Annotated in this window: 22 protein-coding genes and 1 tRNA gene; 5 read left to right on the top strand and 18 right to left on the bottom strand. The window is 56.8% G+C overall.

What is annotated here, in order from left to right:
- Window position 1 precedes the first annotated feature (1 nt).
- Window positions 2-1,045 (bottom strand): recombinase RecA, encoded by a 1,044-nt coding sequence (gene recA, locus NAV33_RS09440; protein ID WP_255979228.1) that lies wholly within the window; start codon window positions 1,043-1,045, stop codon window positions 2-4.
- 84 nt (window positions 1,046-1,129) lie between these two features.
- Window positions 1,130-1,627 carry a CinA family protein gene (locus NAV33_RS09445; RefSeq protein WP_255979230.1) on the bottom strand — a complete coding sequence of 166 codons (498 nt, stop codon included), beginning with the start codon at window positions 1,625-1,627 and terminating at the stop codon, window positions 1,130-1,132.
- A 193-nt stretch (window positions 1,628-1,820) separates the two neighbouring features.
- Here NAV33_RS09445 and mutS point away from each other — a divergent pair, with 193 nt between their 5' ends.
- Window positions 1,821-4,400, top strand: coding sequence for a DNA mismatch repair protein MutS (gene mutS, locus NAV33_RS09450; protein ID WP_255979232.1), 2,580 nt, complete (start codon window positions 1,821-1,823; stop codon window positions 4,398-4,400).
- Window positions 4,401-4,531: 131 nt separating this feature from the next.
- Window positions 4,532-4,855, top strand: coding sequence for a ferredoxin FdxA (gene fdxA, locus NAV33_RS09455; protein ID WP_255979234.1), 324 nt, complete (start codon window positions 4,532-4,534; stop codon window positions 4,853-4,855).
- A gap of 56 nt (window positions 4,856-4,911) precedes the next feature.
- Here fdxA and NAV33_RS09460 read toward each other — a convergent pair whose 3' ends face one another.
- The 12 genes from NAV33_RS09460 to NAV33_RS09515 form a co-directional block, all read right to left on the bottom strand.
- A complete protein-coding gene (locus NAV33_RS09460; RefSeq protein WP_255979236.1) occupies window positions 4,912-5,103 on the bottom strand; it encodes a CsbD family protein in 192 nt (63 codons plus the stop codon).
- Between the two features lie 113 nt (window positions 5,104-5,216).
- Window positions 5,217-6,209, bottom strand: coding sequence for a lysylphosphatidylglycerol synthase transmembrane domain-containing protein (locus tag NAV33_RS09465; protein WP_255979238.1), 993 nt, complete (start codon window positions 6,207-6,209; stop codon window positions 5,217-5,219).
- Window positions 6,206-6,970, bottom strand: coding sequence for a DUF2334 domain-containing protein (locus NAV33_RS09470; protein ID WP_255979240.1), 765 nt, complete (start codon window positions 6,968-6,970; stop codon window positions 6,206-6,208). The genes NAV33_RS09465 and NAV33_RS09470 overlap by 4 nt, the downstream gene beginning before the upstream one ends.
- Window positions 6,963-8,078, bottom strand: coding sequence for a glycosyltransferase family 4 protein (locus NAV33_RS09475; protein ID WP_255979242.1), 1,116 nt, complete (start codon window positions 8,076-8,078; stop codon window positions 6,963-6,965). Before NAV33_RS09475 ends, NAV33_RS09470 begins: the two co-directional genes overlap by 8 nt.
- A 197-nt stretch (window positions 8,079-8,275) precedes the next feature.
- Window positions 8,276-9,151, bottom strand: coding sequence for a YihY/virulence factor BrkB family protein (locus tag NAV33_RS09480; protein ID WP_255979244.1), 876 nt, complete (start codon window positions 9,149-9,151; stop codon window positions 8,276-8,278).
- A 160-nt stretch (window positions 9,152-9,311) separates the two neighbouring features.
- Window positions 9,312-9,387: transfer RNA gene (locus NAV33_RS09485), tRNA-Thr, on the bottom strand.
- A 99-nt stretch (window positions 9,388-9,486) separates the two neighbouring features.
- Window positions 9,487-10,296, bottom strand: coding sequence for a DUF3618 domain-containing protein (locus NAV33_RS09490; protein ID WP_255979246.1), 810 nt, complete (start codon window positions 10,294-10,296; stop codon window positions 9,487-9,489).
- Complete coding sequence (locus tag NAV33_RS09495; protein WP_255979248.1) at window positions 10,293-10,736, bottom strand: phage holin family protein; 444 nt, start codon at window positions 10,734-10,736, stop codon at window positions 10,293-10,295. Before NAV33_RS09495 ends, NAV33_RS09490 begins: the two co-directional genes overlap by 4 nt.
- Window positions 10,733-11,662 carry an apolipoprotein A1/A4/E family protein gene (locus NAV33_RS09500; protein ID WP_255979250.1) on the bottom strand — a complete coding sequence of 310 codons (930 nt, stop codon included), beginning with the start codon at window positions 11,660-11,662 and terminating at the stop codon, window positions 10,733-10,735. Before NAV33_RS09500 ends, NAV33_RS09495 begins: the two co-directional genes overlap by 4 nt.
- Before the next feature lie 394 nt (window positions 11,663-12,056).
- Window positions 12,057-13,340: an acyltransferase family protein gene (locus tag NAV33_RS09505; RefSeq protein WP_255979252.1), complete on the bottom strand. Its 1,284-nt coding sequence runs from the start codon at window positions 13,338-13,340 to the stop codon at window positions 12,057-12,059.
- A 108-nt stretch (window positions 13,341-13,448) separates the two neighbouring features.
- A complete protein-coding gene (locus tag NAV33_RS09510; protein ID WP_255979254.1) occupies window positions 13,449-14,762 on the bottom strand; it encodes a lipopolysaccharide biosynthesis protein in 1,314 nt (437 codons plus the stop codon).
- Window positions 14,763-15,075: 313 nt separating this feature from the next.
- Window positions 15,076-17,202: a glycoside hydrolase family 5 protein gene (locus tag NAV33_RS09515; protein ID WP_255979256.1), complete on the bottom strand. Its 2,127-nt coding sequence runs from the start codon at window positions 17,200-17,202 to the stop codon at window positions 15,076-15,078.
- Between the two features lie 517 nt (window positions 17,203-17,719).
- On the opposite strand from NAV33_RS09515, the gene NAV33_RS09520 reads away from it, so the two are divergent.
- Together NAV33_RS09520 and NAV33_RS09525 are read left to right on the top strand one after the other, a co-directional pair.
- A complete protein-coding gene (locus tag NAV33_RS09520; protein WP_255979258.1) occupies window positions 17,720-17,935 on the top strand; it encodes a DUF2945 domain-containing protein in 216 nt (71 codons plus the stop codon).
- A 3-nt stretch (window positions 17,936-17,938) separates the two neighbouring features.
- Entirely contained in the window at window positions 17,939-18,505 is a 567-nt protein-coding gene (locus NAV33_RS09525; RefSeq protein ID WP_255979260.1) for a DUF488 family protein, read from the top strand.
- A gap of 87 nt (window positions 18,506-18,592) precedes the next feature.
- On the opposite strand, the gene NAV33_RS09530 is transcribed toward NAV33_RS09525, so the two are convergent.
- The gene (locus NAV33_RS09530; RefSeq protein ID WP_255979262.1) at window positions 18,593-19,387 is read right to left on the bottom strand and encodes a WecB/TagA/CpsF family glycosyltransferase; all 795 of its coding nucleotides are present in this window, start codon (window positions 19,385-19,387) and stop codon (window positions 18,593-18,595) included.
- A 179-nt stretch (window positions 19,388-19,566) separates the two neighbouring features.
- Here NAV33_RS09530 and NAV33_RS09535 point away from each other — a divergent pair, with 179 nt between their 5' ends.
- Window positions 19,567-20,616 (top strand): glycoside hydrolase family 5 protein, encoded by a 1,050-nt coding sequence (locus NAV33_RS09535; protein WP_255979264.1) that lies wholly within the window; start codon window positions 19,567-19,569, stop codon window positions 20,614-20,616.
- A 57-nt stretch (window positions 20,617-20,673) separates the two neighbouring features.
- Here the strand turns inward: NAV33_RS09535 and NAV33_RS09540 are convergent, their stop codons facing one another.
- The 3 genes from NAV33_RS09540 to NAV33_RS09550 all read right to left on the bottom strand — a co-directional run bounded on the left by NAV33_RS09540 (window position 20,674) and on the right by NAV33_RS09550 (window position 23,690).
- Window positions 20,674-21,654, bottom strand: a complete 981-nt coding sequence (locus NAV33_RS09540; protein WP_255979266.1) for a phosphoribosyltransferase family protein — start codon at window positions 21,652-21,654, stop codon at window positions 20,674-20,676.
- Between the two features lie 64 nt (window positions 21,655-21,718).
- The gene (locus NAV33_RS09545) at window positions 21,719-22,483 is read right to left on the bottom strand and encodes a glycosyltransferase (RefSeq protein WP_255979268.1); all 765 of its coding nucleotides are present in this window, start codon (window positions 22,481-22,483) and stop codon (window positions 21,719-21,721) included.
- Entirely contained in the window at window positions 22,446-23,690 is a 1,245-nt protein-coding gene (locus NAV33_RS09550; protein WP_255979270.1) for a hypothetical protein, read from the bottom strand. Before NAV33_RS09550 ends, NAV33_RS09545 begins: the two co-directional genes overlap by 38 nt.
- Window positions 23,691-24,020 lie beyond the last annotated feature (330 nt).

Here is a 24,020-nt window from a genome sequence, read left to right on the forward strand (position 1 = left end):
ATCAGATATCGGCTTCGACCAGGTCTGCAGCTGCCGGATTGGCTTTAGTGTTCGGCGAAACAACCAGCAGCTTGTCACGTATTTGCTGCTCGATCTCGCGGCCGATTTCGGGGTTCTCTTCGAGGTACTTCGCAGCATTGGCCTTGCCCTGGCCAATCTTGTTGCCTTTGTACGCGTACCAGGCGCCCGACTTCTCGACCAGCCCCTGCTGCACGCCGAGATCGATAACCTCGCCGTTGCGGTAGATGCCCTTGCCGTAAAGGATCTGGAACTCGGCTTGACGGAACGGCGGCGCCACCTTGTTCTTGACGACCTTGACACGGGTTTCGCTGCCGACCACTTCGTCGCCTTCCTTCACCGCGCCGGTACGGCGGATGTCGAGACGGACCGAAGCGTAGAACTTCAGTGCGTTACCACCCGTGGTGGTTTCCGGACTACCGAACATCACGCCGATCTTCATACGGATCTGGTTGATGAAGATGACCAGACAGTTGGCGTTCTTGATGTTACCGGTGATCTTGCGCAATGCCTGAGACATCAGACGAGCCTGCAAACCGACATGGGTATCCCCCATTTCGCCTTCGATTTCGGCTTTTGGCACCAGAGCAGCCACGGAGTCGACGATGATCACGTCAACCGCATTGGAACGCACCAGCATGTCGGTGATTTCCAATGCCTGTTCACCAGTGTCCGGCTGAGAAACCAGCAGATCGTCAACGTTAACGCCAAGCTTGCCGGCATAGTCGGGGTCGAGCGCATGTTCGGCATCGACGAAAGCGCAGGTGGCGCCCATCTTCTGAGCTTCGGCAATCACCGACAGCGTCATGGTGGTCTTGCCCGAGGACTCAGGACCGTAGATTTCGACGATCCGGCCCTTTGGCAGGCCGCCGATACCCAACGCGATATCCAGGCCCAGCGAGCCGGTGGAAATAGATGGAATCGCCTGACGATCGTGATCGCCCATGCGCATGACCGCGCCTTTACCGAATTGCTTTTCGATCTGGCCCAAGGCAGCAGCCAAGGCGCGCTTCTTGTTCTCGTCCATTACAATCCTCACTTGATCAAGAGGGCCAGAGGCCACGACAACTGTATAAGTAGACAGTATTAGAGCATAGGCAAAATAATGCGCCTAGCCCTGAAGCGGATTTTCTCCAGTCGCGAGTCGGATCAAGCCTACAAGCGCGGCCTCCACGCTCCGCTCGCGCACTGCCTGTCGATCACCAATGAATTGAAAACGTTGGGCGAAGACTTCCCCTTCGTCCGCCCACGCCAGCCAGACGGTGCCAACCGGCTTTTCCGCTGAACCGCCGCCAGGCCCAGCGACCCCACTGACGGCTACCGCGAAACGCGCCCCACTGATAAGTAGCGCGCCCCGCGCCATAGCCTCGACCACTTCCCGGCTAACTGCCCCAACCCGACCGAACAGCTCCTCCGGCACGCCCAGCTGACGAGTCTTCTGCACATTGGAATAGGTAACGAAACCTGCCTCGAACCAAACCGAGCTACCAGCTATGCGGGTGATGGCCTCGGCGATACCACCCCCAGTGCATGATTCCGCTGTGGTGACTTGCGCATTCAGGTGTTGCAATCTTCGCCCTAATTCGGCGCTCAGCTCAGTTAGATCCACAGGCATTTCCTTTTTGATATGTGGCTCGGCAGTCTGCACGGGTCAGCTACTGCGCCAACGTCGTTTACTGTCGCGTAGGCATCCCTGGCTCCTGCGATCAGGCTCAGCTGCATGTTAACCTTGCGCTCCTTTTTTTCGCCTGCCTTGCGATGCACGGCGGCTTCTCTTCAAACGCAGAACCATGCCAGCGCCCATGCCCAAAGACTCTCAAGATCTGTCCAAACATACGCCGATGATGCAGCAATACTGGCGGCTCAAGCATGAGCATCCAGATCAGTTGATGTTTTATCGCATGGGCGACTTCTACGAGCTGTTCTACGACGACGCCAAAAAGGCCGCCAAACTGCTGGACATTACCCTCACCGCTCGTGGGCAATCCGGTGGCCAGGCGATTCCCATGGCCGGGATTCCCTTTCATTCTGCAGAAGGCTACCTCGGACGGTTAGTGAAACTTGGCGAGTCAGTGGTGATCTGCGAGCAAATCGGCGATCCGGCGACCAGCAAGGGGCCGGTTGAACGCCAGGTGGTGCGTATCATCACGCCCGGCACGGTTAGCGACGAAGCCCTGCTGGACGAGCATCGCGACAATTTACTTGCCGCCGTAGTGGGCGATGAACGGCTGTTTGGGCTCTCCGTACTGGACATCACCAGCGGTCGCTTCAGCGTGCAGGAATTTGGCGGTTGGGAAACGCTCCTGGCCGAAGTCGAACGTTTGAATCCCGCTGAACTGATGATTCCAGACGATTGGCCCGCTGGCCTGCCGGTCGAGAAACGCCGTGGCGTGAGGCGCCGTGCGCCTTGGGATTTCGACCGCGACAGCGCGTTCAAGGGCCTCTGCCAGCAATTCGGAACCCAAGACCTGAAAGGCTTCGGCTGCGAGAAACTGACACTGGCCATCGGGGCAGCCGGTTGCCTTCTGACCTATGCCAAGGAAACCCAGCGTACCGCCCTGCACCACCTGCGCAGCCTGCGCCATGAGCGCCTGGACGACACGGTGATACTCGACGGCGCGACTCGTCGCAACCTGGAACTAGACATCAACCTCGGCGGTGGGCGTGAAAATACGCTGCAGTCGGTAGTCGATCGTTGCCAGACCGCCATGGGAAGCCGTCTGCTCAGCCGCTGGCTGAACCGTCCGTTGCGTGACCGCAGCATGCTCGAAGCGCGCCAGGATTCGATTACCTGCCTGCTTGAGCATTATCGCTTCGAGCAAATCCAGCCACAGCTCAAGGAAATCGGCGATCTGGAGCGCATCCTTGCGCGAATTGGCCTGCGCAACGCTCGCCCACGCGACCTGGCTCGCCTGCGCGATGCACTCGCTGCGCTGCCACAACTGCAAGACGGTATGCGCGAACTGGTCGCGCCGCACCTCGCCAATCTGGCTAGCAGCATCCGCACCTATCCCGAGCTGGCCGAGCTGTTAGCCAAGGCCATCATCGACAACCCGCCCGCGGTCATACGCGACGGCGGCGTGCTGAAAACCGGCTACGACGCCGAGCTGGACGAGCTGCAGTCGCTGTCCGAAAACGCCGGTCAGTACCTGATGGATCTGGAAACCCGCGAGAAGGCCCGCACCGGCCTGGCCAACCTCAAGGTCGGCTACAACCGTGTGCACGGCTACTTTATCGAGCTGCCAAGCAAGCAGGCCGAATCGGCACCGGCCGATTACATCCGCAGGCAAACCCTCAAAGGCGCCGAGCGCTTCATCACGCCGGAGCTCAAGGAATTCGAAGACAAGGCGCTATCGGCCAAGAGCCGAGCCTTGGCACGCGAAAAGCAACTCTACGAGCAATTGCTGGAGCTGCTGATCGGTCATCTCGCCCCGCTGCAGGAAAGCGCTGCGGCGCTAGCCGAGCTCGACGTGCTGAGCAATCTGGCCGAACGCGCCCTGACTCTCGATCTCAATCGTCCACGCTTCGTCGATCACCCCTGCATGCAAATCGAGCAGGGTCGTCATCCAGTGGTCGAGCAGGTGCTGCAGACGCCCTTCGTCGCCAATGACCTGAGCCTTGACGACGACACGCGCATGCTAGTGATCACCGGACCGAACATGGGCGGTAAGTCCACCTACATGCGTCAGACCGCCCTGATCGTACTCCTCGCGCAGATTGGTAGTTTCGTACCGGCGAAGGCCTGCGAGCTGTCGCTGGTGGACCGCATCTTCACCCGAATCGGCTCTTCCGACGATCTGGCCGGCGGCCGCTCGACCTTTATGGTGGAAATGAGCGAGACCGCCAACATTCTGCACAACGCCAGCGACCGCAGCCTGGTACTAATGGATGAAGTCGGTCGCGGCACGAGTACCTTCGATGGCCTGTCGCTGGCCTGGGCCGCCGCCGAGCACCTGGCCGGACTGCGCGCCTTCACGCTTTTTGCCACCCATTACTTCGAATTGACAGTGCTGCCGGAAAGCGAATCGGTAGTTGCCAACGTGCATCTGTCCGCTACCGAGCACAACGAACGCATCGTCTTCCTCCACCACGTGTTGCCGGGGCCCGCCAGCCAGAGTTACGGCCTGGCGGTAGCACAGCTGGCAGGCGTACCGGCCGATGTAATCCAGCGTGCGCGCGACCATCTGTCGCGGCTGGAAACGACTAGCCTGCCTCACGAAACACCGAAGATAACCGCCGGCCAGCCCGCACCACCCTTGCAGAACGACCTGTTCGCCAGCCTGCCGCACCCCGTGATCGAGGAATTGGGAAGAGTAAATCCCGATGACATGACCCCGCGTCAGGCGCTGGACCTGCTATACAACCTGAAAACACGAGTCTGACGGTTACAAAAAAGCTGCTAGAATCGCGCGCATTTTTGGATATATGCGGCATTTGCCTGGTGCCGCTATAGCCCTGCCGAACGGGGAGCGTCATGCAACGCCACCTGACACGCCTGAGGAGATAGCTAGAAATGACCTTCGTCGTCACCGACAACTGCATCAAGTGCAAATACACCGACTGTGTGGAAGTCTGTCCGGTGGACTGCTTCTATGAAGGCCCGAACTTTCTGGTCATTCACCCTGACGAGTGCATCGATTGCGCACTCTGCGAGCCGGAATGCCCGGCCCAGGCGATTTTCTCGGAAGATGAAGTGCCCGATGAACAGCAGGAATATATCCAACTGAACGCGGACCTGGCGGACGTCTGGCCGAACATCACTGAGAAGAAAGAATCGCTGCCGGATGCCGAAGAATGGGACGGCGTGAAGGACAAGCTGCAATATCTGGAGCGTTAAGCGCTGCCGGAAAAAAAATGCCCGCGCGATGCGGGCATTTTTGTTGAAGCAATGGATTAGGCGCGATCAACACCTTTCTTCAAAGTGTCCTTGGCTTCGCCTTTCACCTGCTGCGCGTCGCCTTTGATTTCTTGACGCTGACCTTCGCCTTTCATGCGCTCGTTGTCAGTAGCTTCGCCGAGACCCTGTTTGGCCTTGCCAGCGGCTTCATTGAGGTTGCCCTTCATCTTGTCTCCGGTACTGCTCATGGCTATTCCTCTCTGTCTGTTGGTTACGTTCAGTGGACAGAGCGCGTCGGCGGATAGTTTCGCTTTTCCGAGGAACGGTACCTTGCGGCCTTATTCCAGAGCGCCCCGCCAGCTTAGCCGTTTCGTGCTCTTACCAGACGGTTGAATAGCGGACGCCCAGCCAGATGCAGAAACAACGGCGCGCCGGCGATCAGGTAAAAGTAATACGTCACGAAGCGCCAGATCAGAATCGCGGCCGCCGCGGTCGACGTGCCCACCAACGGTGTGAGCAAAGCGGCCGATGCCAGCTCGGCGCTGCCAGCACCACCTGGCAATAAGCTCAGCTGCCCCGCCGTCAATGCCAGCAACTGGACGATGAACGTCCAGGCCCAGGCGAGTTGGCTGCCCAGCCCTTGCAGGGTGAGATAGAGCACGCTGTAACGCAGCAGCCAGTGCAGCGTCGTCAGGATGAAGACACCGAGCAATATCGCCCGCGGCAGCCGAAAACACTCTAGCAATGCATTGCGGAAGCTCAGCACCTTGCGCGCCCAATAGCGCTTGCGAGGCGCTTTCATTCCCAGCCGACCGATCAGCCAGCCGTTGAGCAGAAACACCTGCCGGTGGAAGCGCCCAAGCAGCGCCAACACGACCATAAGACCGATCAGCAGCGCCGCACTGAAACCCAGCAGACTGGCGATATAGGTGTTGAGCGAGTGAGTCACCGCGTAGATCAGTACGCCGACCAACGCACAGGCGAAAAACAGCAGATCGGTCAGCTGTTCGACGGCAAAGGTCGCAGTGCCTTTAGCGGGCGCCACGCCTTGACGCAACAGCAGCGCCATCATCGTCAACGGCCCGCCGGCACCGCCAGGCGTGGCACAAATGGCGAACTCGGTGGAGATGACGATGCCCAGCGCGCGACGCTGTCCCAAGCGTCTTCTGCCGATCAGCAAGCGCAGGCGCAGCGAGTTGAGGTACCAGCCAAGCATGATCATGCCGAGCATGGTCAGCAGCAACCACGGCGGAAAACGCACCAGCCGCTCGAATAGGCCGCTGCCGCCCAACAGCAGTGGGATCAGGGCGGCCGCCAGCAACGCGCCGAGCAGCAACCACCAACGGCGGCTCATGCTGCCGCGCTCGGAGCCAGCACATGGCGATTCAGCCAGTCGATCTTGGTCACCGGTTGTCGCCCTTCTTCCAACAGCCGGATCAGCAGGTTCAGCCAATAGCGGCGCGAAAACCCATGACGCATATCCACAGGATGCAGACCCAGGCGCAGCACTGGCGCCTGCCGATGGCGATTGAGCATCTGTTCGCTGACCAGCCGCGACATGCCGCGGCGCCAGGCACTGCGGGAGCTCCAGACCAGCCCGGGTGCGTCTATGGCGGTGTAATCGGGAAGCAGGAATAAGTGCCCGGGATCACTGGTATAAGTCAGGCCGGTCGTCGCCAGCGCACGCCGCGCGCCGGGCCCCAGCAGCCAGGCCGGCGCCACGAACCCGTGCAGTGGCCATTGCTTTTGCGCGAACAACCCAATGCCCTGTTGCAAACGCCGAGCGGATTCGGCCTGGTCCAGCGGATAGAACTCGCCTTCATGGGTGAACACCCGACGCATGAACCAGTCCCGCGGTGAGCGCGGCGCTGGCGCCTCGTCAGCATGATTGCAGCCGTGCAACACCAGTTCGTCGCCGCGCGCCAGTCGACTATCGAGCAAGCGGCAGAACTCGGGATGTTCGTCGAGTCGATTGCGCCGATGAAAATTCGGCACCACCAACCAGCAAATCGGCACATGGCCAAGTGCGTCGACCGCTTCGACGAAGTGTCGATAGTCCGGCCAGGTTTCCGGTGCCACATCATGCAGCACCAGTATCAGGCTGCGCTCAGCCATGCATGGCGACCGGCAGATCGGCTGTACCCAGCACGGCGTGATAATGAGCGAGCAGCCCCGCGACCACTGCGTCCCAGGCGTGGTGCGCTTCGACATGCTGACGCGCCTGGGCGCCGAGCAGCCGGGAGTCGTCCTCGAACAGTTCGCGCACGGTTTGAGCCATCGCCCGGGCGTCCAACGGGCGGCACAGACGGCCGGTATGGAACGGCACCAGTTCGGGCAGCGCGCCGGCTCGCGTGGCAACTACCGGAATGCCGCTGGCCATGGCCTCCAGAGCGACCAGACCGAAGGTTTCCTGATTACCCGCGTGCAACAGCACGTCACTGCTGGCCATATAGCCCGCCACGTCGGTCGCTGGGCAGAAGCGATCGATCACCGAAACGTTGTCCGGGACGCGGTGCGGCATGCTCGATCCCACCAGCAGCAGGTGATACGGCTTGCCGAGCAATCGGGCGGTCTCCAGCAGCACATCGATATTCTTCTCTCTCGAACCTCGGCCAGCAAAGATCATCAGCCGGGTATCGTCATTCAGCCCCAGCTCGCGGCGTATCTTCGGGTCGCGCCGATCAGGGCGGAAGATCTCCAGATCGACACCCAGCGGCTGTACATAAACGTTGCTGACGCCCAGTTCCAGCAGCTTTTCAGCCATCACCCGACTGGGCGCCAGCACACGATCGAAACTGCCGTACAGCCGCGAGACGTATCCATTCATGTTGGTGCCCAGCCAGCCACCAATGCGGTTGCTCACCAGTAGCGGCAGATCTGAGTGGTAGAACCCAATTACCGGAACGTCGAGGCGCCGCCCGGCATCCAGCGCCGCCCAAGCAGTCATATAGGGATCCCCGACTTCGATCACGTCGGGATGCAGGGCACGCAGCTGATTTCGCCAAGGCGCTCGCCGCACCGGGAAGCGGTAACCCTTGCCGAAAGGTAAAGCCGGCGCGGGTATCTGGTAAATGCCGGCGTTATGGCTGTAGCTGTCCCCCGGCACCAGGATGCTGTGGCGTACCCCCGAATACAGCTGCAAACGGCGGTGTTTAGCCTCGAGGTAGGTACGCACGCCGCCGCTGGCGGGCGCGTAGAACATGGTCATGTCGGCGATATGCAAGATGGAGCGTCTCCGTGAGGTCTCGATGCAAAACCCTCTGGAGACAAGCGCCAGCAGCGGTCGAATCAGCCAGATCCCACCGAGCCGAAGCCGGGCCACTCCCGGATAGATTCTGCAATGAAATCAATGGACCTCCGCTCCAGAAGGTTGTTCGCAGACGCCTGCGACCTATCCGACAGCGAACCCGCCCGAAAACCTCATCCTTCGACGCGTTTATCACCCTGGTCTTTGCCCTCGACCGAGGCATGCTCGATGACGGCATTCATTTCCGCGCCGAACAGCAGTACTGCCGCCGATATATAGAAATAGAGCAACAGGACAATTACCGCCCCGATGCTGCCGTAGGTAGCGTCGTAATTGCCGAAATTCTGCACATAGAGGCCGAACGCCACCGACGCGGCAATCCACACGATCACCGCCAGCACCGACCCGGGAGTAATGAAGCGGAACTCCTGTTCGACGTCTGGCGTGACGTAGTAGAGAACGGCCACCACCAGCATCATCAGAATCACGATCACGGGCCAGCGCAGCCAGGTCCAGAGCGTGACCACAATCTCTTTCAGGCCCACCTGCGCCGCGAGCCATTCCATCACCTGCGGGCCGATGATCATCAGCGCTGCCGCAGCCAGCAATATCAGCGCCAGGCCGATGGTGTAGACCACCGACAACAGCATCAACTTCCAGGTTGGTCGTCCCTCTTCGACATCGTAGGCCTTGTTCATCGCATTCATCAGCGAGCGGATGCCGATCGACGCGGACCAAAGCGCCAACAGGATACCGAATGACAGAAGGCCGCTCTTCTGACCCTGCATCTGGTCGATCACCGGGTTCACCAAGTCCAGCGCATCTGGCGGCAGTACCAGCGATACCTGCTCACGCAGCCAGGTGAAAAACTCCTGCAGATCCAGCATTCCCAACAGGGCGATCAGAAACAACAGAAAGGGAAACAGCGAGAAGATCGCTCGATAGGCCAACGCCGACGCGTAGGTAGTCATGTCGTCCTTGCTGAAATCCTTGATGGTGCGTTTCAGCAGCTCGAAACTGCTGATGCCGCGTGTATTCAGCAATGCCATTGCGTCTCCCCCGAACGATAAAAACCGAAGCCTCAAAAATGGGACGGCCGGGATATGCAAGAGTTCGGGTTGTATGTCTGGCCAGAAGAAATGTTTCGCTTATGGCCGCATCAAAAGGGAAGCGACGTAAGACTTTCATCGCTGAAGAGCTTGATTTCATTGGTGCCGGTGAGAGGAGTCGAACCCCCGACCTTCGCATTACGAATGCGCTGCTCTACCTACTGAGCTACACCGGCGTCGAGCGGCGCGTTATCGAATTTCGCCGGTGCGGACTCAAGCCGCACCGGCGAAATAGATGCCGTCGTCGGCCAGAGCCGACACGGCGTTTCGCAATGTCACACCCCGGCGGAAGTAGAGCCGGTCGTGCTCGCCGCGTTGGAGGGAGAGCGATCGGAGTGGTTGTTGCCAACATCCTGCTTGATCTGAGTCGCGATCTCTTCTCCCTTGGCAGAGACCTTCTGGTAGCCCTCCTCCGCCTTGTGCCGAAGCTGGTCGGTCATGCGGTCGCTGGCCTCGCCCAGCATTTCGTCCTCACGCCGCGTTGGCGGCACAGCAGCAGCGAGCAATGCACCTAGCGCGATACCGATGGCGCCAAGTGCCAGCGGTTGCTCCTGCAGCAGGTGATTAAAACCACCGCGAGCCCGGTCAGCACCGCCACGCAACCGTTCGGACGCCTGCCGCCTGGAGTCGCTGGCACGCGTACGGGCGCTGCCGAGAGACTCAGAAACGCTATGGGTCATCTGGCTGGCCTTGTTCTTCATGTCAGCGCCTTGCTGCTTCAAACCGGCCGTTTTGGCTGACAGTTTTTCGCCCATCGAGGGTCCGGTGGAAGTCCCGGCATAGCTGCCAGTGGTCACGCTTGCATGAGGTTGACGGTTTTGCCCGGCCATCATCCAAATCAACCCTATCGAAGTCAGGACGGTAGGCACGGGATTGGCTTTGACCGTATTGCTCAGATTGGCGAAGAACTCGCCACCGCCGCCCTTCACGTAGCCCAGGGCTGTGTCGATGAGCTCACCGGGAGACAGTTTGTTCTCCAGCGCATGAACAATGTTGCCGATTTCCGCCCGCTGCTGGTCGATCTCGCGCTCCAGTTCTTCTGGATCCTTTTGCGCTTCGGCATCGATCTGATTACGTGTGCTCATGATGTGTGCCCCCTGACGGCTTCTTTATCCTTGTTGACCGAATGGATGGTGCGCTCAGGCTTGAATGACGACGCCTGGAATTTCTTCTTGCCGGCGGACACCATGATCAAGCCGATTACCACCACTACGGCACCGACGATCAGCGCGGCGAGCCAGGGCGCCATGACGTTGCTAAGGCCATACACGGCGGACATCAGCAAAATGATGAACCCGCCGAGCAGTACCGCACCGCCCGTCGCGACGCTACCCGCACCTGCCTTGGTGGCGCGAAGGGACTCGCTCAGCTCGGCTTTTGCCAGCGCCAGCTCTTTGGTAATCAAGGAAGGCACTTCGTGTGTCAGTTGCCTTAGCAAACCACCTACGGAGGTGTCGTTCTCCGCGCGAAATCCAGGCTCAGGCGCGGTCGTTGTGGTAGTTGTCGTTTTGCGTGCTTCGCTCATGGGAAAAGCCCTCCGTCAGTACCTTTGCCGTCGCGGCCGGTATTAGAGCCAACACCGGATGTCGAATGGGTGCCTATGCCCAGACCGTTGCTAGTGTTGGCGCCAGCGCCTGAACCGGTCCCGCTCGAACCCAGACCAGTGCCCGCTCCAGTCACCGAACCAGTACCAATGCCGGTTCCAACACCAGTACCCGCACCGGTAGTCGATCGGGACGTGCTGGTTGCAGAGGAGACGCCTGCATTGCTGATACTGCCAATGGCTCCAGGCTCGCCGGTGCTCAAGCGATCATTGAGTTCACTCTGATCGGAGAAATTGTCATCGTGAGACGAGCCATACTGACTGCCCGACGATGAAAACGAAGTGGAATTTTCGCGATGGCCATATTCGTCCCGCGTGGCGCGCTTGCCGGACGCACGGGCAAAGCGAGTCAGCCCGAAGCCTAGAGCGATGCTGCCGGTAATGAACAGGGCCGGATTGTTCCGCGCTAGTCGATTCACGTCCTGCAACAATTCATCCACGCTTTTGCCGCGTAGGCTGTCGGAGAACTGAACCATATTCTGGGCCATGTCAGAAACGTAATTGGACAAGCCCAAACGATCCTGACCTTCCAGTTCCTGAGCGGCGGCTTTGGCGCTCTGAGCGACCTTCTCGATCTCGTCGGCAGCCGTTTCTCGATACCCCTCGAGCTGACTCTTGCCCTGAGTCTTCACCTGATCCGCTGCCTGTCTGGCTTTGGCCTTGACGTCTTCAGTAGCTTCAGTAGCGTGCCCAACAGAGCCCGAGGCATTCTGGCTGGTGCCGGTGCTCGAGGACTGGCTGGTGCTAGAACTAGGTGTAGCATTCATCGAACTGGCGGTATTGGTGGTGCCGGGGTCGGTCTTGGGTAGGCCACCGTAACCAGTAATTTCTTCGTCGGGTGTAGTCATTTGATTCACCTTTTATATGGCTTGGCCGGAAGACCACGGTCCGTAGGAACACAGCAACTGCGGTGAGCCGCGAACTGCGTAATTTCGGTGCGCACATATAAGGTGACCGGGCGGTCTTTTCTGAGTTCCGTCGAGTTTGTTTAGCTCCACAGCAGCAAGGGCAACTACGACAAAGACTTTAAGAATGCATATCAAATCCGCAGAATTACTGGCCCTCTGCCCAATTAGCGTGCCAAGCCGCGTATTCCTTGCCTTTCAGCGATACCTCAGCGCTAACAAGCAGAACATCGCTCATTTAGAAGCCGCTTCGCTTATATAGAAGATAGGAAAAATCGCTTGAATCGCTGACCGAGCTGCTGCACCAAGAGCCGACGAACTGTAACCCGAACGGGAATCACGGGTGAGTGCATCTCCCGTCCCGGGGCGAGCTATGCTGCGCGGCAATGGCTACGGGTTTCTGCCCACGCCTGGACAGAAGCCAATTCTTCGTCGGCGTCACTATCCGCTCCTGGAATAGGACGCTCAGCCACACAGTCAACCCAACCAGAACGGGGTAATAGATCAATTTGATTTCATAATCTTTTGCCGCTGCCACGCATGCCGACGCATCGGTGAGGCATAGCTGGAAGTCGATTGCCGTGAGCATTTCAAAGCGGCGAAAAAGAATGAATAACGGTAAGTGCAACGCAAAAATAGACAACGAAGCAGCGCCGAGACGTTCACCTAGCCTCAGCCAGAATGGGCTTTTCGGCCTCCATTGACCTGAACAGACGATGAGAAGCATCAGCGCAACGGGAAGCAAGGCACCGTTGCGAAGGAGCGGAAACCAGAAGATACCGCCATACAGATTCAAATACGCAGAGGCAGCGATTGCCAAAGCGATCAGGACAATTAGTCCGACCTTTAAACCAGGACCGAACACTACGCCGTTCTGCCGATACTGCTTGAATAATGAATAGGCCACCACACCCGCCAGAAAGGTCGGCAGCTGCAACGGCGGCATGCGATGCAATAAACCCATCGGAATATCTTTAAAGTAGCTGGAAGTAGCGATCACATACAACGCCGGGGCCGCCGCCAGCATGATCAGCCCGAGTAAAACCAGCCACTTGTATTTGGCTTTGACAAGCATCGGCCCAAGCACTGGAAAGGTCAGGTAGAAAAACATAAGCGCAGAGATGGACCACGCCGGGCCATTATAGGTAACGAATAGCGGATTCCAGGCTTGCAATAATGTAATGTTCAGAAACCCATTAATCCAGACTTCCACGGTGGACATCGGATATTCGAGCCGCTCGGGGTCGAACCTCTCCAAGAGATCATTTACCCGATAAGCCGTGGCCAGACTGGTATTGCTATCAACGAGACTGGTCACCGCCACTAGGCTTATAGCAAACACCATCGTGAAGATATGAATCGGATATAGATTGGCGAAACGCTTATAAAGAAAAGAGCGCGACGGCTCACGCATCCGATCGTTGGCGAGATAAACATGTGTTAGCAAGAATCCGGACAGTGCGAAGAATGCGGTAGTTGAGAAAAAGCCCAGTTCGACAAAAGGCCTGATCAACGGCATATCGGCGTAAGCCGGGTAAAAAGGCAAAGTGTGATAAACCAATAAATACATTGCCAAACCGAATCGATACCACTCCAATCCGAAAAACTTCTGTCGCTCCATCAGACTCCCCTGTCAATTATGCGTTGGACATTAGAGGTTCCACGCATGGCGTATCGATTAGTCCGGCTCGTCTATCGCACTCAGGGGAGGCCCCTGAGCGCGACGATGTCAAGCAGGCTCGTGCTGTATCGGAAGCTGGTTGCCAGGGCTATCCCCGTCCGGCTTGCGCTGTATTCGTTTGAACTGCACATAGAGCAGTATGTTTTTAAGCGACAAAGCCAGAGCGGTGGCAAAGCAGGCGCCATTCACTCCGTATCGTGGAATCAAAAACAAGTTTAGAACCAGATTGAGCACAGCGGCGGCCATATTGTTGTGCAGATATTGGCGATGGTGCCCGGTCATTGTCATGAAGATGCATAAGGGCCCGGCCGCCAGGACGAAGAAATACCCTGTCGCCAATACCAGCAAGGGGAAAGCTCCTTCCTCCCGGTATGGCTCACCAAAGACCATCAAGATGTAGTCGTGCAACAAAAACATTGCGGCAAGAATGACGACTGCCAAGCCGAGCATTACCTTCGAATATTTATTAACGATGGAGAATGCACCGGCATAGTCCCGGCGGGACCACCGTCTAGCGATGCCGGGAGCAATGGTTCCGTTGATGATAAATAACAGGGTGGTGGATAGCGCGGTCACTTTCGCACAGATGTAATAAATGCTGACTTCACCAGCCGAACGGATCAGACCCAACAGCACCGTATCGGAGAGTTCGATTACGCTGTTGGTCACCGCGATGAGCATTAGGGGCAGGCATAACACCAACATTTCTTTCCAGCCTACTGCGCTGGCGCCCGCCACTTTCGGCAGGCTCATCCTGGCCCGACTAACCGAGCCGAGCATGCCAAGCAAATAGCTGACCGCAAAACAGGCGACTACTGTGTTCAGCTCACTGCCGGTGACCCAAACCAATATGAGCGTCAAACCCGGCTGAAAACCGGTTTGCCAGAACAATCCTTCGCTGGTTCTTTCCTTCGCCTTGAGCGTTTCGCTCGATATGTGGGTCAGCGAAATGCACAACGCTGCCGAAGCGAAAAGTATCGCCGACAGCTGAAAGTGAGACTCTGTAGTTTTGGAGAAATAAACCACTACCAAGCCAATCAGAATCGCCGGAACATTCGCAAGGAAGGCCAGCGTCAGCGACCGATCGAAATAACTGCGCTGCCGACCTTCTTGCAAAGAGGCAATATTTTTCAGGCACGCAACATCCAGGCCCAACCGGGAAACCAGCGAAACGAAGGTGCCCAGCGCGACGCAGAAAAAAATCGTGCCTGCGAGGTCCGGAACTAATAGTCGAGCCAGCAGGATATTGAGGCCGAGCATAGCGCCCGAGCCGCTGCCCTTGGTTATGACCAGCCGCGCATAGCGGACAAGTTCGGCTTTCATTCCTGGCTCGGGGGCATCCGTTGCGTGTACCGATTTCATTGATTCTCCTCAAGCCAAGCACGCTGGGATTACCGACGTTGTCATGGACGGTTAAGCACCCCAAAAAGAACGTCAGCTGCGGGGAAAGTTCCTCTCCGCCAGAAAGCAGGACCGGACGAACCGCAGCCGATGCCATCGGCGATGGTAGGAAAATTGTCGCCGTTTCCAGCCGGCCTCGCCTACGTTTCAACGACCTGAACGCTGGAGACACCGCACCTTGCGTTGCAAAAAAAAAACGCCCCGAACCAGTCGGGGCGTTTTTTAGTTCTGCCGGGCTAATCCCTAGCAGTGCTTATCGCTGTCGGCTGTCGACTTACATCGGGCCGATGGTGCTGCAGGTCTTCTTCGTAGCTGCGTGCTTCTGCAAAACCGGCAGTTGCGGACGAGCCTTGTTGGTCGAAACGTCCAGCGCCATGTGGTTGTCGCCCCACCATGGACCGGCCGCCCAGTAAGTGCTCGGAATGCAGTTCTGTTGCAGGTAAGCCAGCAGTTTGTCCGTGGCGACTACAGCCGACGGGGCGTAATCCGAAATACCGTGCTCACCGAGGTAGCCGCGCAGATTGTTCTTTTTCAGCCACTCGACCCACGGTTTGACGCGATTTACGCCCAGCATCGGATCGAAGGTTTCAGCGCGATTGGTGTAGGTACCCGAATGATCCTTGTCGAGATACTGATGCGCTTCGAACACCAGGTTGTTTTTCGGGTCACGCATCCACGGATCGCTAATCAGCTGGCTGTTGAACTGCTCCCAGAAGAAAGCGTTCGAGAAGCGATCACCGGCCACCATGATCCACTTGGATGAATCAACGGTACGGATTGCCTGAGCAGCTTCCAGAGCGGTCTTAGGCCACAGACCATTGCTGGTGTTATACGGCTCGTTCATCAAACCATAGCCATACATGGCAGGGTGCTTCGATACTGCTTGAGCCAGACGACGCCAAGTAGCGGAGAACTGCGCGCGCGGGACCTCAGGCGAGTTGATGAGCTTTCCGTAGTAGCGGTAGTAGTTGTGCATATCAAGAATGACCTTGATGCCGTACTTCTGAGCGTAATCCAACGACTGCTTGATACGTGCCAGCTCCGCGGCGTTCAGCTCGGTGCCGAGTTTCGGCTGGATCCGCTCCCAGAGGAAGCCCAGGCGCACCAGTTTGAAGCCCAACTCGCTATGACGCTTATAGTAAGACTCGTCAGCATAGGTGTAATTCTTGTTGAACAGACCCGGGACGTTCGACGGATCGAACACACCGGAACCGAAGTTCACACCAACCAGGTCGATACCGCTGCCGTCGCTGACCACAGGAGTGGTGGGCGCCGGAGCCGGGGCCGGTGTCGGAGCAGGTGTCGGCGCTGGCGTGGTGGTCGCAGGAGGCGTCGTAGCAGTGTTGCCGGAAACCACGCTGATGGTTTTCGGATAACCAACGGCGCTGCCCGACAGCGCAGTGCCACTCAGCATGACAGAGAGATGCGCACCCACGTCATAGACGGCAGTAACCTTGCGTACCTGACCGTCCGCCAGTTTCACCGATGCACCGGTAACGAACGCTGCCTTGTTGTTGGTGGTGTCCGGGATCGAGAAACCTGCCGCCTTGCGGTAGATACCGTTGTCCCAGTCAGCGCTGGTGAAGCTGTTCATAGCGGCAGTGTAAGTGCTGCTAGGCACACTCGGTGCCGGTGCCGGTGCCGGAGCAGGCTTAGCGGTTGTCGGACCGGTGGTAGTGCCGGTGCTGGACCCCACACTAACAGTGTTCGGATAACCAACGGCGCTGGCAGACAACGCCGAGCCCCCCATCATGATCGAAAGGTGCGCGCCCGCGTCATAGACGGCGGTAACTTTGCGTACCTGGCCGTCAGCCAATTTCACCGACGCACCGACAGCGAACGCGGCCTTGTTGGCGGCGGTATCGGGGATCGAGAAACCGGGCGACTTGCGGTAGATGCCTTTATCCCAATCCGAGCTGGTGAAGTCATTCAATTTGACGGTGTAGCTGCTGCTGGGTGCAGTCGGAGCCGGAGCCGGAGCGGCTGTGGCCGGGGCCTCCACCGCGCTGACAACGGTGCTGACCTTGTGCGGTGCGCCGACCTTGGCGCCATCGAGCAGGCCGCCAGCGACATAGACGCTGATGTTTTTACCGACGACATAAACCTTGCTGATCTTGCGCACTTGGCCATCAGCAAATTTGATCTCTACGCCCGGCTTGAAGGCGGCGATCGCGGCAGAACTTGCCGGGGCCGAAAAACCTGCAGTCCGGCGCCAGACACCATTGAGGAAATCGTTACTGGTGAACTTGTTGATTGAAGACGTGAAGGCGGTGGCCGAGGAGGCACTTACCGTAATGGCGGCAGCCGCTTGGCCGCTAATGGCGACGGAGCTAAATACTGCAGCGAGAGCGATGGAGCGAACAAGTGCCTTGGGGGCACCAGCAAATACATTGATAGACATTCAGTCTCTCCGGAACTTAATACTTCAAAAGGCCGAAGCCTTTAAAAAAGAGGCGGGAGTTAATTAAGTCGTACAGGCGCTTACTGGGCAGATGTTTCACTACGCGCAACCGGACGAACCGCTTGGCAAAGGACGCCGGATTACCTTGGTGGGGAACCCGGCAATCCGTTGCGTGGCGGCTTTATAATAGGTTTTAAAAAGAACTCAAAATTTTTTTGACGGGCTTTGAACGTCAATCCACCGCCACGATTTTGACCGGCCATTAACGCGCTATTAGTACATGGCTTTTTGATATTGCCTTTGATAGTGATTAAACCGCTTTAAATCGTTCCGATGCTCGCTGATTCAGCGTCAGTTTTTTGAATAGCAAGCCTCGGCAACTTAAGTTTTTCCTATAGCGTTGTCCGACGAACGGACACAACGAGACGCTCTTATTTTCGGTCGGCTTATCAGAGCGAAGGAATATTTCCGCTGGGTTATTCGCGAAATGAACCCACCATCAGCAACCGGAGCAACCATGACGCAATCCACATTCAAGGTCGGTGATCACGTCCGCTGGAATTCAGAAGCAGGCCATGTGACGGGTCATGTCACCAAGGTGCATACCCAAGACACCGACTACAAAGGGCACACGCGACGAGCCAGCCCGGAGGAGCCCCAATATGAAATTCAAAGCGACAAGACGGACCACGTGGCGATGCACAAGGGCAGCGCGTTGACCAAGGTCAAGTGACCCATGGCGCTGCCACCGATCTGGACAGTCGGCCACTCCACACGTACCTCAGAGGCGTTTATCGCCTTGCTAAGGCACTACGGCATCGAGGCGGTTGCCGATGTTCGTCGTTTTCCGGGGTCGAGGCGCTTGCCTCAGTTCATGTCGGCGAATCTCGAAACCGCGCTCGCAAAGAACGGGATCGCCTATGAGTGGATCGAGGAACTTGGCGGGCGCCGCCGAGCCTCTCCAGGACCGAGCAAGAGCGCCTGGCGCAACACGTCCTTCCGCGGCTATGCCGAACATCTAAAGACGGACGAATTTGCCAGCGGACTGCAACGACTTTTGCTTCTGGCAGGGGAGCAACCGACCGCAATGATGTGCGCGGAAGTGCTTTGGTGGCGGTGCCATCGCTCTATGGTGTCGGATGTGCTGAAGTTGCGCGGCATCGAAGTACTGCACATTCAGGACGAGCAGCGGCTGACGCTGCATCCCTACACCTCGCCTGCGCGGCTGGAGGATGGTGAGCTGACGTATGTCGAGGGCGTGGGAGAGGCTCTGAAGACAAACGGGCCAGACACAACCTACTGACATGGCTGGTAGAAGGTTAGCCGACTGCCTTGGTCTATCCTGCTCTGCCGCCGACGCTTTCGCCGTGCGGCAAAGAACGAGAGCTGATCAGGGCTCGCGCTTGAGCGCAGTCCAGCTACCGACACGGCGCGCACCCGAGAAGGCATTGCGCGACAGGTAATAGAAGAACACCGGAATCCCAACGGCGTAACGTTTGAACAGGCGGCGCGGCTCGATTAGCATGCGGAACGCCCATTCCAGCCCGAACCGGCGGAAGAACATCGGCGCACGGGGAAAGCGCTGCGCCGAGAAGTCCAGAATGGCGCCACCGCAGATCAACAGCGCGCGGGTATCCATCGCTTTCTGCAAATGTAGCGCCACATGTTCCTGCTTGGGCATTCCCATCGCCAGCACGATGATCGGGAAGCGGCCTGGAACATGATGGTCCTGATAGAACTTCAGATAGTCCTCGGAACGCTTGAACCCATCAACCGCGTGGAACTTTCGATCCCCGAACAGCCCGCGCGCGCCGTCGCTCAACCAGGGCTCGCGAGTGCCCATCGCAAACAACTCATAGCGATCTTCGGAGCCACCAACCAACTCTTCGATCATTTCAGGAATAAAGTCTGACCCGTTGAGGTTGGCCTTTGGATCGAGCCCGTTGAACAAACAGGCCATCTTGATTCCGATACCGTCGCGCAGCAGATAGTTGACTTGCAGAAAACTGTCCAGAACGGATGGGTGGCGTTGCGCAATGTTGTAGCCGTGCTGATTGAGAAAACCAAGGATGGTCGGCGACTCGCGCTTTCTCAGTTCAGATATAAAACGGCCGGTATCGGTCTCATCCAGTAGTTTCAGCTTCCCTATCAAGGGATCCATCCTTCTGGCGAGGGGATTTTTCATAAATAGCTTCTCTGTCTGTAAATCAAATCAAGTCGGTAAGGCTATGCGGGCAAGCCTGGTTCAGGCTGTGCGCACAGGGCGAAGGTCCGCTGAGAAAAAACTGAACAATACGTGCCTATGTCGGACAAACGAAGCAGTCGCACCAGCGACACCCTCCCAGAGTAAAAAGAGGCAGTGAGATGATAGGGACACGCAACGCTTCGAAACGGTCAAAAGGAATATTCCTCGGACTCGCACTTGTGCTCGGGAGTGCCGCAAGCGAGGCAGAAAATATTGATCTGGTCGGGCTGAATATTGGTGGTGCCGCTTTTTCCGGCAATGTCATACCCGGAAAATATAAAACAAATTATTTCTTTCCCGCTCCAGGATACCTTTCGAAGTGGCGAGACAAGGGCATCAAGACCATTCGCTTTCCCATCATGTGGGAGCGTTTGCAGCACGAACTGAATGGCGAACTTGACGAAGACTATGCACAGTTGATCGAACAGACGCTGCAGCAAGCCGCCGACAATGACATGCGTGTCATCCTCGATATTCATAATTACGCACGTTACCGGAAACAGATAATCGGAACCGATGCAGTACCGATATCCGCTTATGAAGACTTGCTGGAGCGCATTGCCAAACGCTGGAAAGACCAAGACGGTCTCTACGCTTACGACATCATGAACGAGCCACACGGAGCTGACGAATACTGGCCGGCTGCAGCTCAGGCCGGTATCGATGCAATTAGAAAACACGATACGAAGCGGACCTTGTTCATCGAAGGCAACTTCTGGTCCAGCAGCTTTCTTTGGCCAAAATTCAATGATCCGCTGCTGCAATTGAAAGACCCCTCCGACAAATTGATTTTTTCCGCTCACCTGTACCTCGACAAACACAGTAGCGGACAATACAAGGAACCGCTTGAAGATGATTTCGACACCATGCTCGGTGTTAAAAGAGTCAAGCCTTTTATCGACTGGCTAATCAAGCATGACAAGCAAGGTCAGATCGGCGAGTTCGGCATCCCTGCCGATGAGCCGCGCCTGTTGGAAGCAATGGATAACCTGCTGGCCTACTTGCAGGACCACTGCGTTCCCATGACCTATTGGGCGGCTGGTTCGGCTTGGGGCAAGTACAAGTTATCCATCGAGCCGACAAAGGACGGTAAGAACCGCCCACAATGGGAAGTACTCAGCAAGTACATCAACAAAGGCGATTGCAGCCGCATCGGGCCAAATGGCTGAACGCTCGCCCCTCTCGCTCCGTATGGCCGTATATCTGACGCAGCCGATACGGAGCATTTAGCTTTTTGACGAGGGCGACGCCGACATCCATTTCGCCATTGTCGACTTTGCCTTGCCGATCAGTTTCGCCTTCAGGCTATAGGCCTTCCTTAATGTATTGGCCTTGAGGTTGTATACCTGACCTGGCACATACATTTCGTTGGTCTCGATGCAGTACACCGGCTTGCCGCTGAGCTTCATGATCTCCACGGCCTGCTTGACCTCGCTCTCGACGAATAACCGCGTCAGCGGTTGTCTGGCATAAACCTCCGCCTTGAATTTGTGGTGAATGTTCAACCGGCGACGCTCTTCGGCAGTGGGAAGATCGAGCATATGCAGAGTTCCGTACTGCACACCATTGTGCTGGAGCCACGCTTCGGTTTCGGCACGGTATTTCTCTAGTCGGCTGGTCACCAGATGCGCGACCTTGACCGAGGGGATGAACAGCGGACGCGTGCAGCTGAGGAATTCCCGGTAGTTCGGACCGTCGTCGTTTTCTTCGATAGTCGGGTCAACACAGAGCACGCCGTCGATATCGAGGCAAGCCTGGGTCAGAAAAGGATGGTGCATGACGTTCCATTCGAACACACGAGGCTGCTCGACGAGATCCAGGTACATATCCACATGGTGTCGATTGTGCCTTTCAGCGAATACCGCCATGGTCACGACATTACCCTCGTAGACAGCGCGGACCTGTTCCTCCGCGGCCCGCATCGACTTGGCTGAGGAAATGCTGTCATCCACCAGTAGAATCTTTTTTGCATCCCTTGGTTTGACCAGCTCGGCGTGCTTGTAAGTACGCGTACTGCCTTTTTTCAGATCATCGTTGCGCAGGAACGAATAGAGATCCGTCAACGGCAGGTTCTGCTTCAACGCGATGATGCTGGCCACCAACATCCCGCTTCGCGGTATGCCGACCACCAAGTCGACATCACTGGAAATCTTACCCGCACATTCTGTGCTGAGCCGCGATAGATCGTTAAGGCTTCGGTAATTCATCGAACATGCTCCTGCGCCCTGTTCTTTTAATGGTCCAGCCTGGATAGAAAAACCTGTCTATCCGTTAACGCCCTAAAGCCGAGCGTAACTGCTTGCTGTGCGTATGCATGTAATGCAACACATACAGGCCGAAAGCGTTCGGCTTGGAAAAGTTCAGAAAGCGCGTTCTGATATCCATATCTTCACGAATCGCCTCGAAGCGCCGTTTGTGCGACACACCGTTGGTATCGAATATGCACAATGGAAACGACAGTTGCATGACTTCACTCTGCAGATCCAACCCTTGCAGGAACTCGAGCAACAGGCAGTAATCTGCGGAGAGTTTGTAGTCGAGTCGGAATTCAAACTGCCGCAACCGTTCGTTTTCGAAATACATCGTCTGATGGCTGGCTGGCAAACCCAGCGGTGCACGCTCGATGGGCCGTGCCCTAGTTAGCTTCAAATTACCGGCGGATTCTTTTCGATAGAAGTCGCCATAAATAAACTTTGGTGCAACTGCCGGCTTCGTCAATGCAGCATTTATCTTCGCCAGCACATCAGGACCAGCAAGTGAGTCGCCACTATTGAGGAACAAGGTATAGCCTGGTGTCTCGATAGCCCGAAGGCGACCCTTGTTCATCGCATCGTAGATACCCTTATCGGGTTCGATGGTTATTTCCGCCTGACTATCGTGGAGATTATGCAGCCACTCGCCGCTGCCATCCTTGGATGCACCATCGACGACAATCCAGCGGAAATTCCGATAAGTCTGATTGGTTAGGCTCTGATAGGTTTCCTTGAGGCCATCCAGATTATTCCAGTTTATAGTTACGATACTGAAACTGACCATAATTTACCTGCCCAAGATTTGCCGTAAGAGGGGTAGTTGCCGTTTGCAATTTTGCGTAATAAAGGAAAAATGCCGCGGCCATCCCATATATATCGCCCGAAAAAGTCAGCGCATTGGATAGCGCAATGTTCAGCATACTCACCACGAAAGATAGTTGCAGTGCCGCCAGCAGACTGCCCTTGTCCGAGCACTGCCGCATTATCCAGATGAAGCCACCATAGAAAATAAGTGCAGCGATCGGCGTGAGAAATCCGTAGCGATAGTAGACGCCAAATATTCCAACATCGGCGAGGTAGAAGTGCGAATTATAGATTCTCGTAAATCCGCCATTCCATTGCAGGGACAACGCGCCCATGCCGAAATAGTTGTTGGCACTGATGCTATCCAGAATGATCGAGACGGTCATGTCACGCACGCCAGATCCGGATGTCGCGTCGAATAGCAACGCTTCGAATCTTGCGAATTGCTCGTAATAAAACTCGGGTATCAGGAAATACGAAACCAGCAAGATCGTTACGCCGAGCACACTCATCTTCATCAACGAGTCGATGCGCTTGCGGAAGATCCACATGCCGGCCAACGCCCAGACCAGCATGGTCTGCCGGGTCTGCATGACCAGCCATAGATAGGCCACAAAGTAGAGAAGAATCACCAACCGGCCAACGGTGACCCGATCCTTCATGCTGTACATCAACATGAACGCCGCGATCGTGACGAAGGGCGAGCCGATACGGAAGCGATTCGGCCGCAGCAGATCTTCGTATTGCGTCCAGTTGTCGACGGTAAAGGAAAACACGTCGTTCTGCGGGACGATTCCCAGGTAATAGGCAAAGCCCAGGGTTGCGCAGAACACAGCTATGTACAGGAAATATTTCGCCAGCTCTTCCTGGGTCGGAGCCGCCTTGATCAACAGAAACAGAGTCGGGAAAAACACCAGATATTGAAAGAAGCGACGCTCTTCGAGCAAGCCGTACGCAAGGGGCTGGCCAAAGTTGAGGTTGGCGAGCACTGCGGATATCACGGGCAGCATGGTGCCCATGAAAATGATCCAGAGACTGGTCTTGGACTGGTAGACCCACTTCCATGCGACGAATAGGCAGACTGTCGCTGCGACGACAAGAACCAAAAACAGCTCCTGGAGATACGGAATTCCTGCCCGCTTGTCGTCCGTCAGGAAGAAGCAGGTGGAGTTCAGCAACAGCAGCATGAACAGCAGATTCTTGTACGCCAGAACTTTCCTTAACAAGCGCTATCCCCAATATCCAGATTTGACGTGGCGAACATAGAACCGAGCCGGCATGGTTTTTTGACGACTCAGGGGAGACGGTTCACCCGCGGCGAGGAAACATGTGCCATGGATGGACAACTGCAGCGGCGAAAAAGTCCGCTGCTGCTCAGCCAAATGCGCCGGGTTCTTCACACGATGGCGTCTGCCGCTCGCCTGGCCGGTTTACATCCACTTGCCAGACAGACCTGCACCGCGCAGGCAGCGGGACGCGGCGACCATGCTCAATGCCGCGCTTGGTGCTGGTTATCC

Origin of the sequence: Stutzerimonas stutzeri (genome assembly GCF_024448715.1) — a bacterium.
Lineage (GTDB): Bacteria > Pseudomonadota > Gammaproteobacteria > Pseudomonadales > Pseudomonadaceae > Stutzerimonas > Stutzerimonas stutzeri_AR.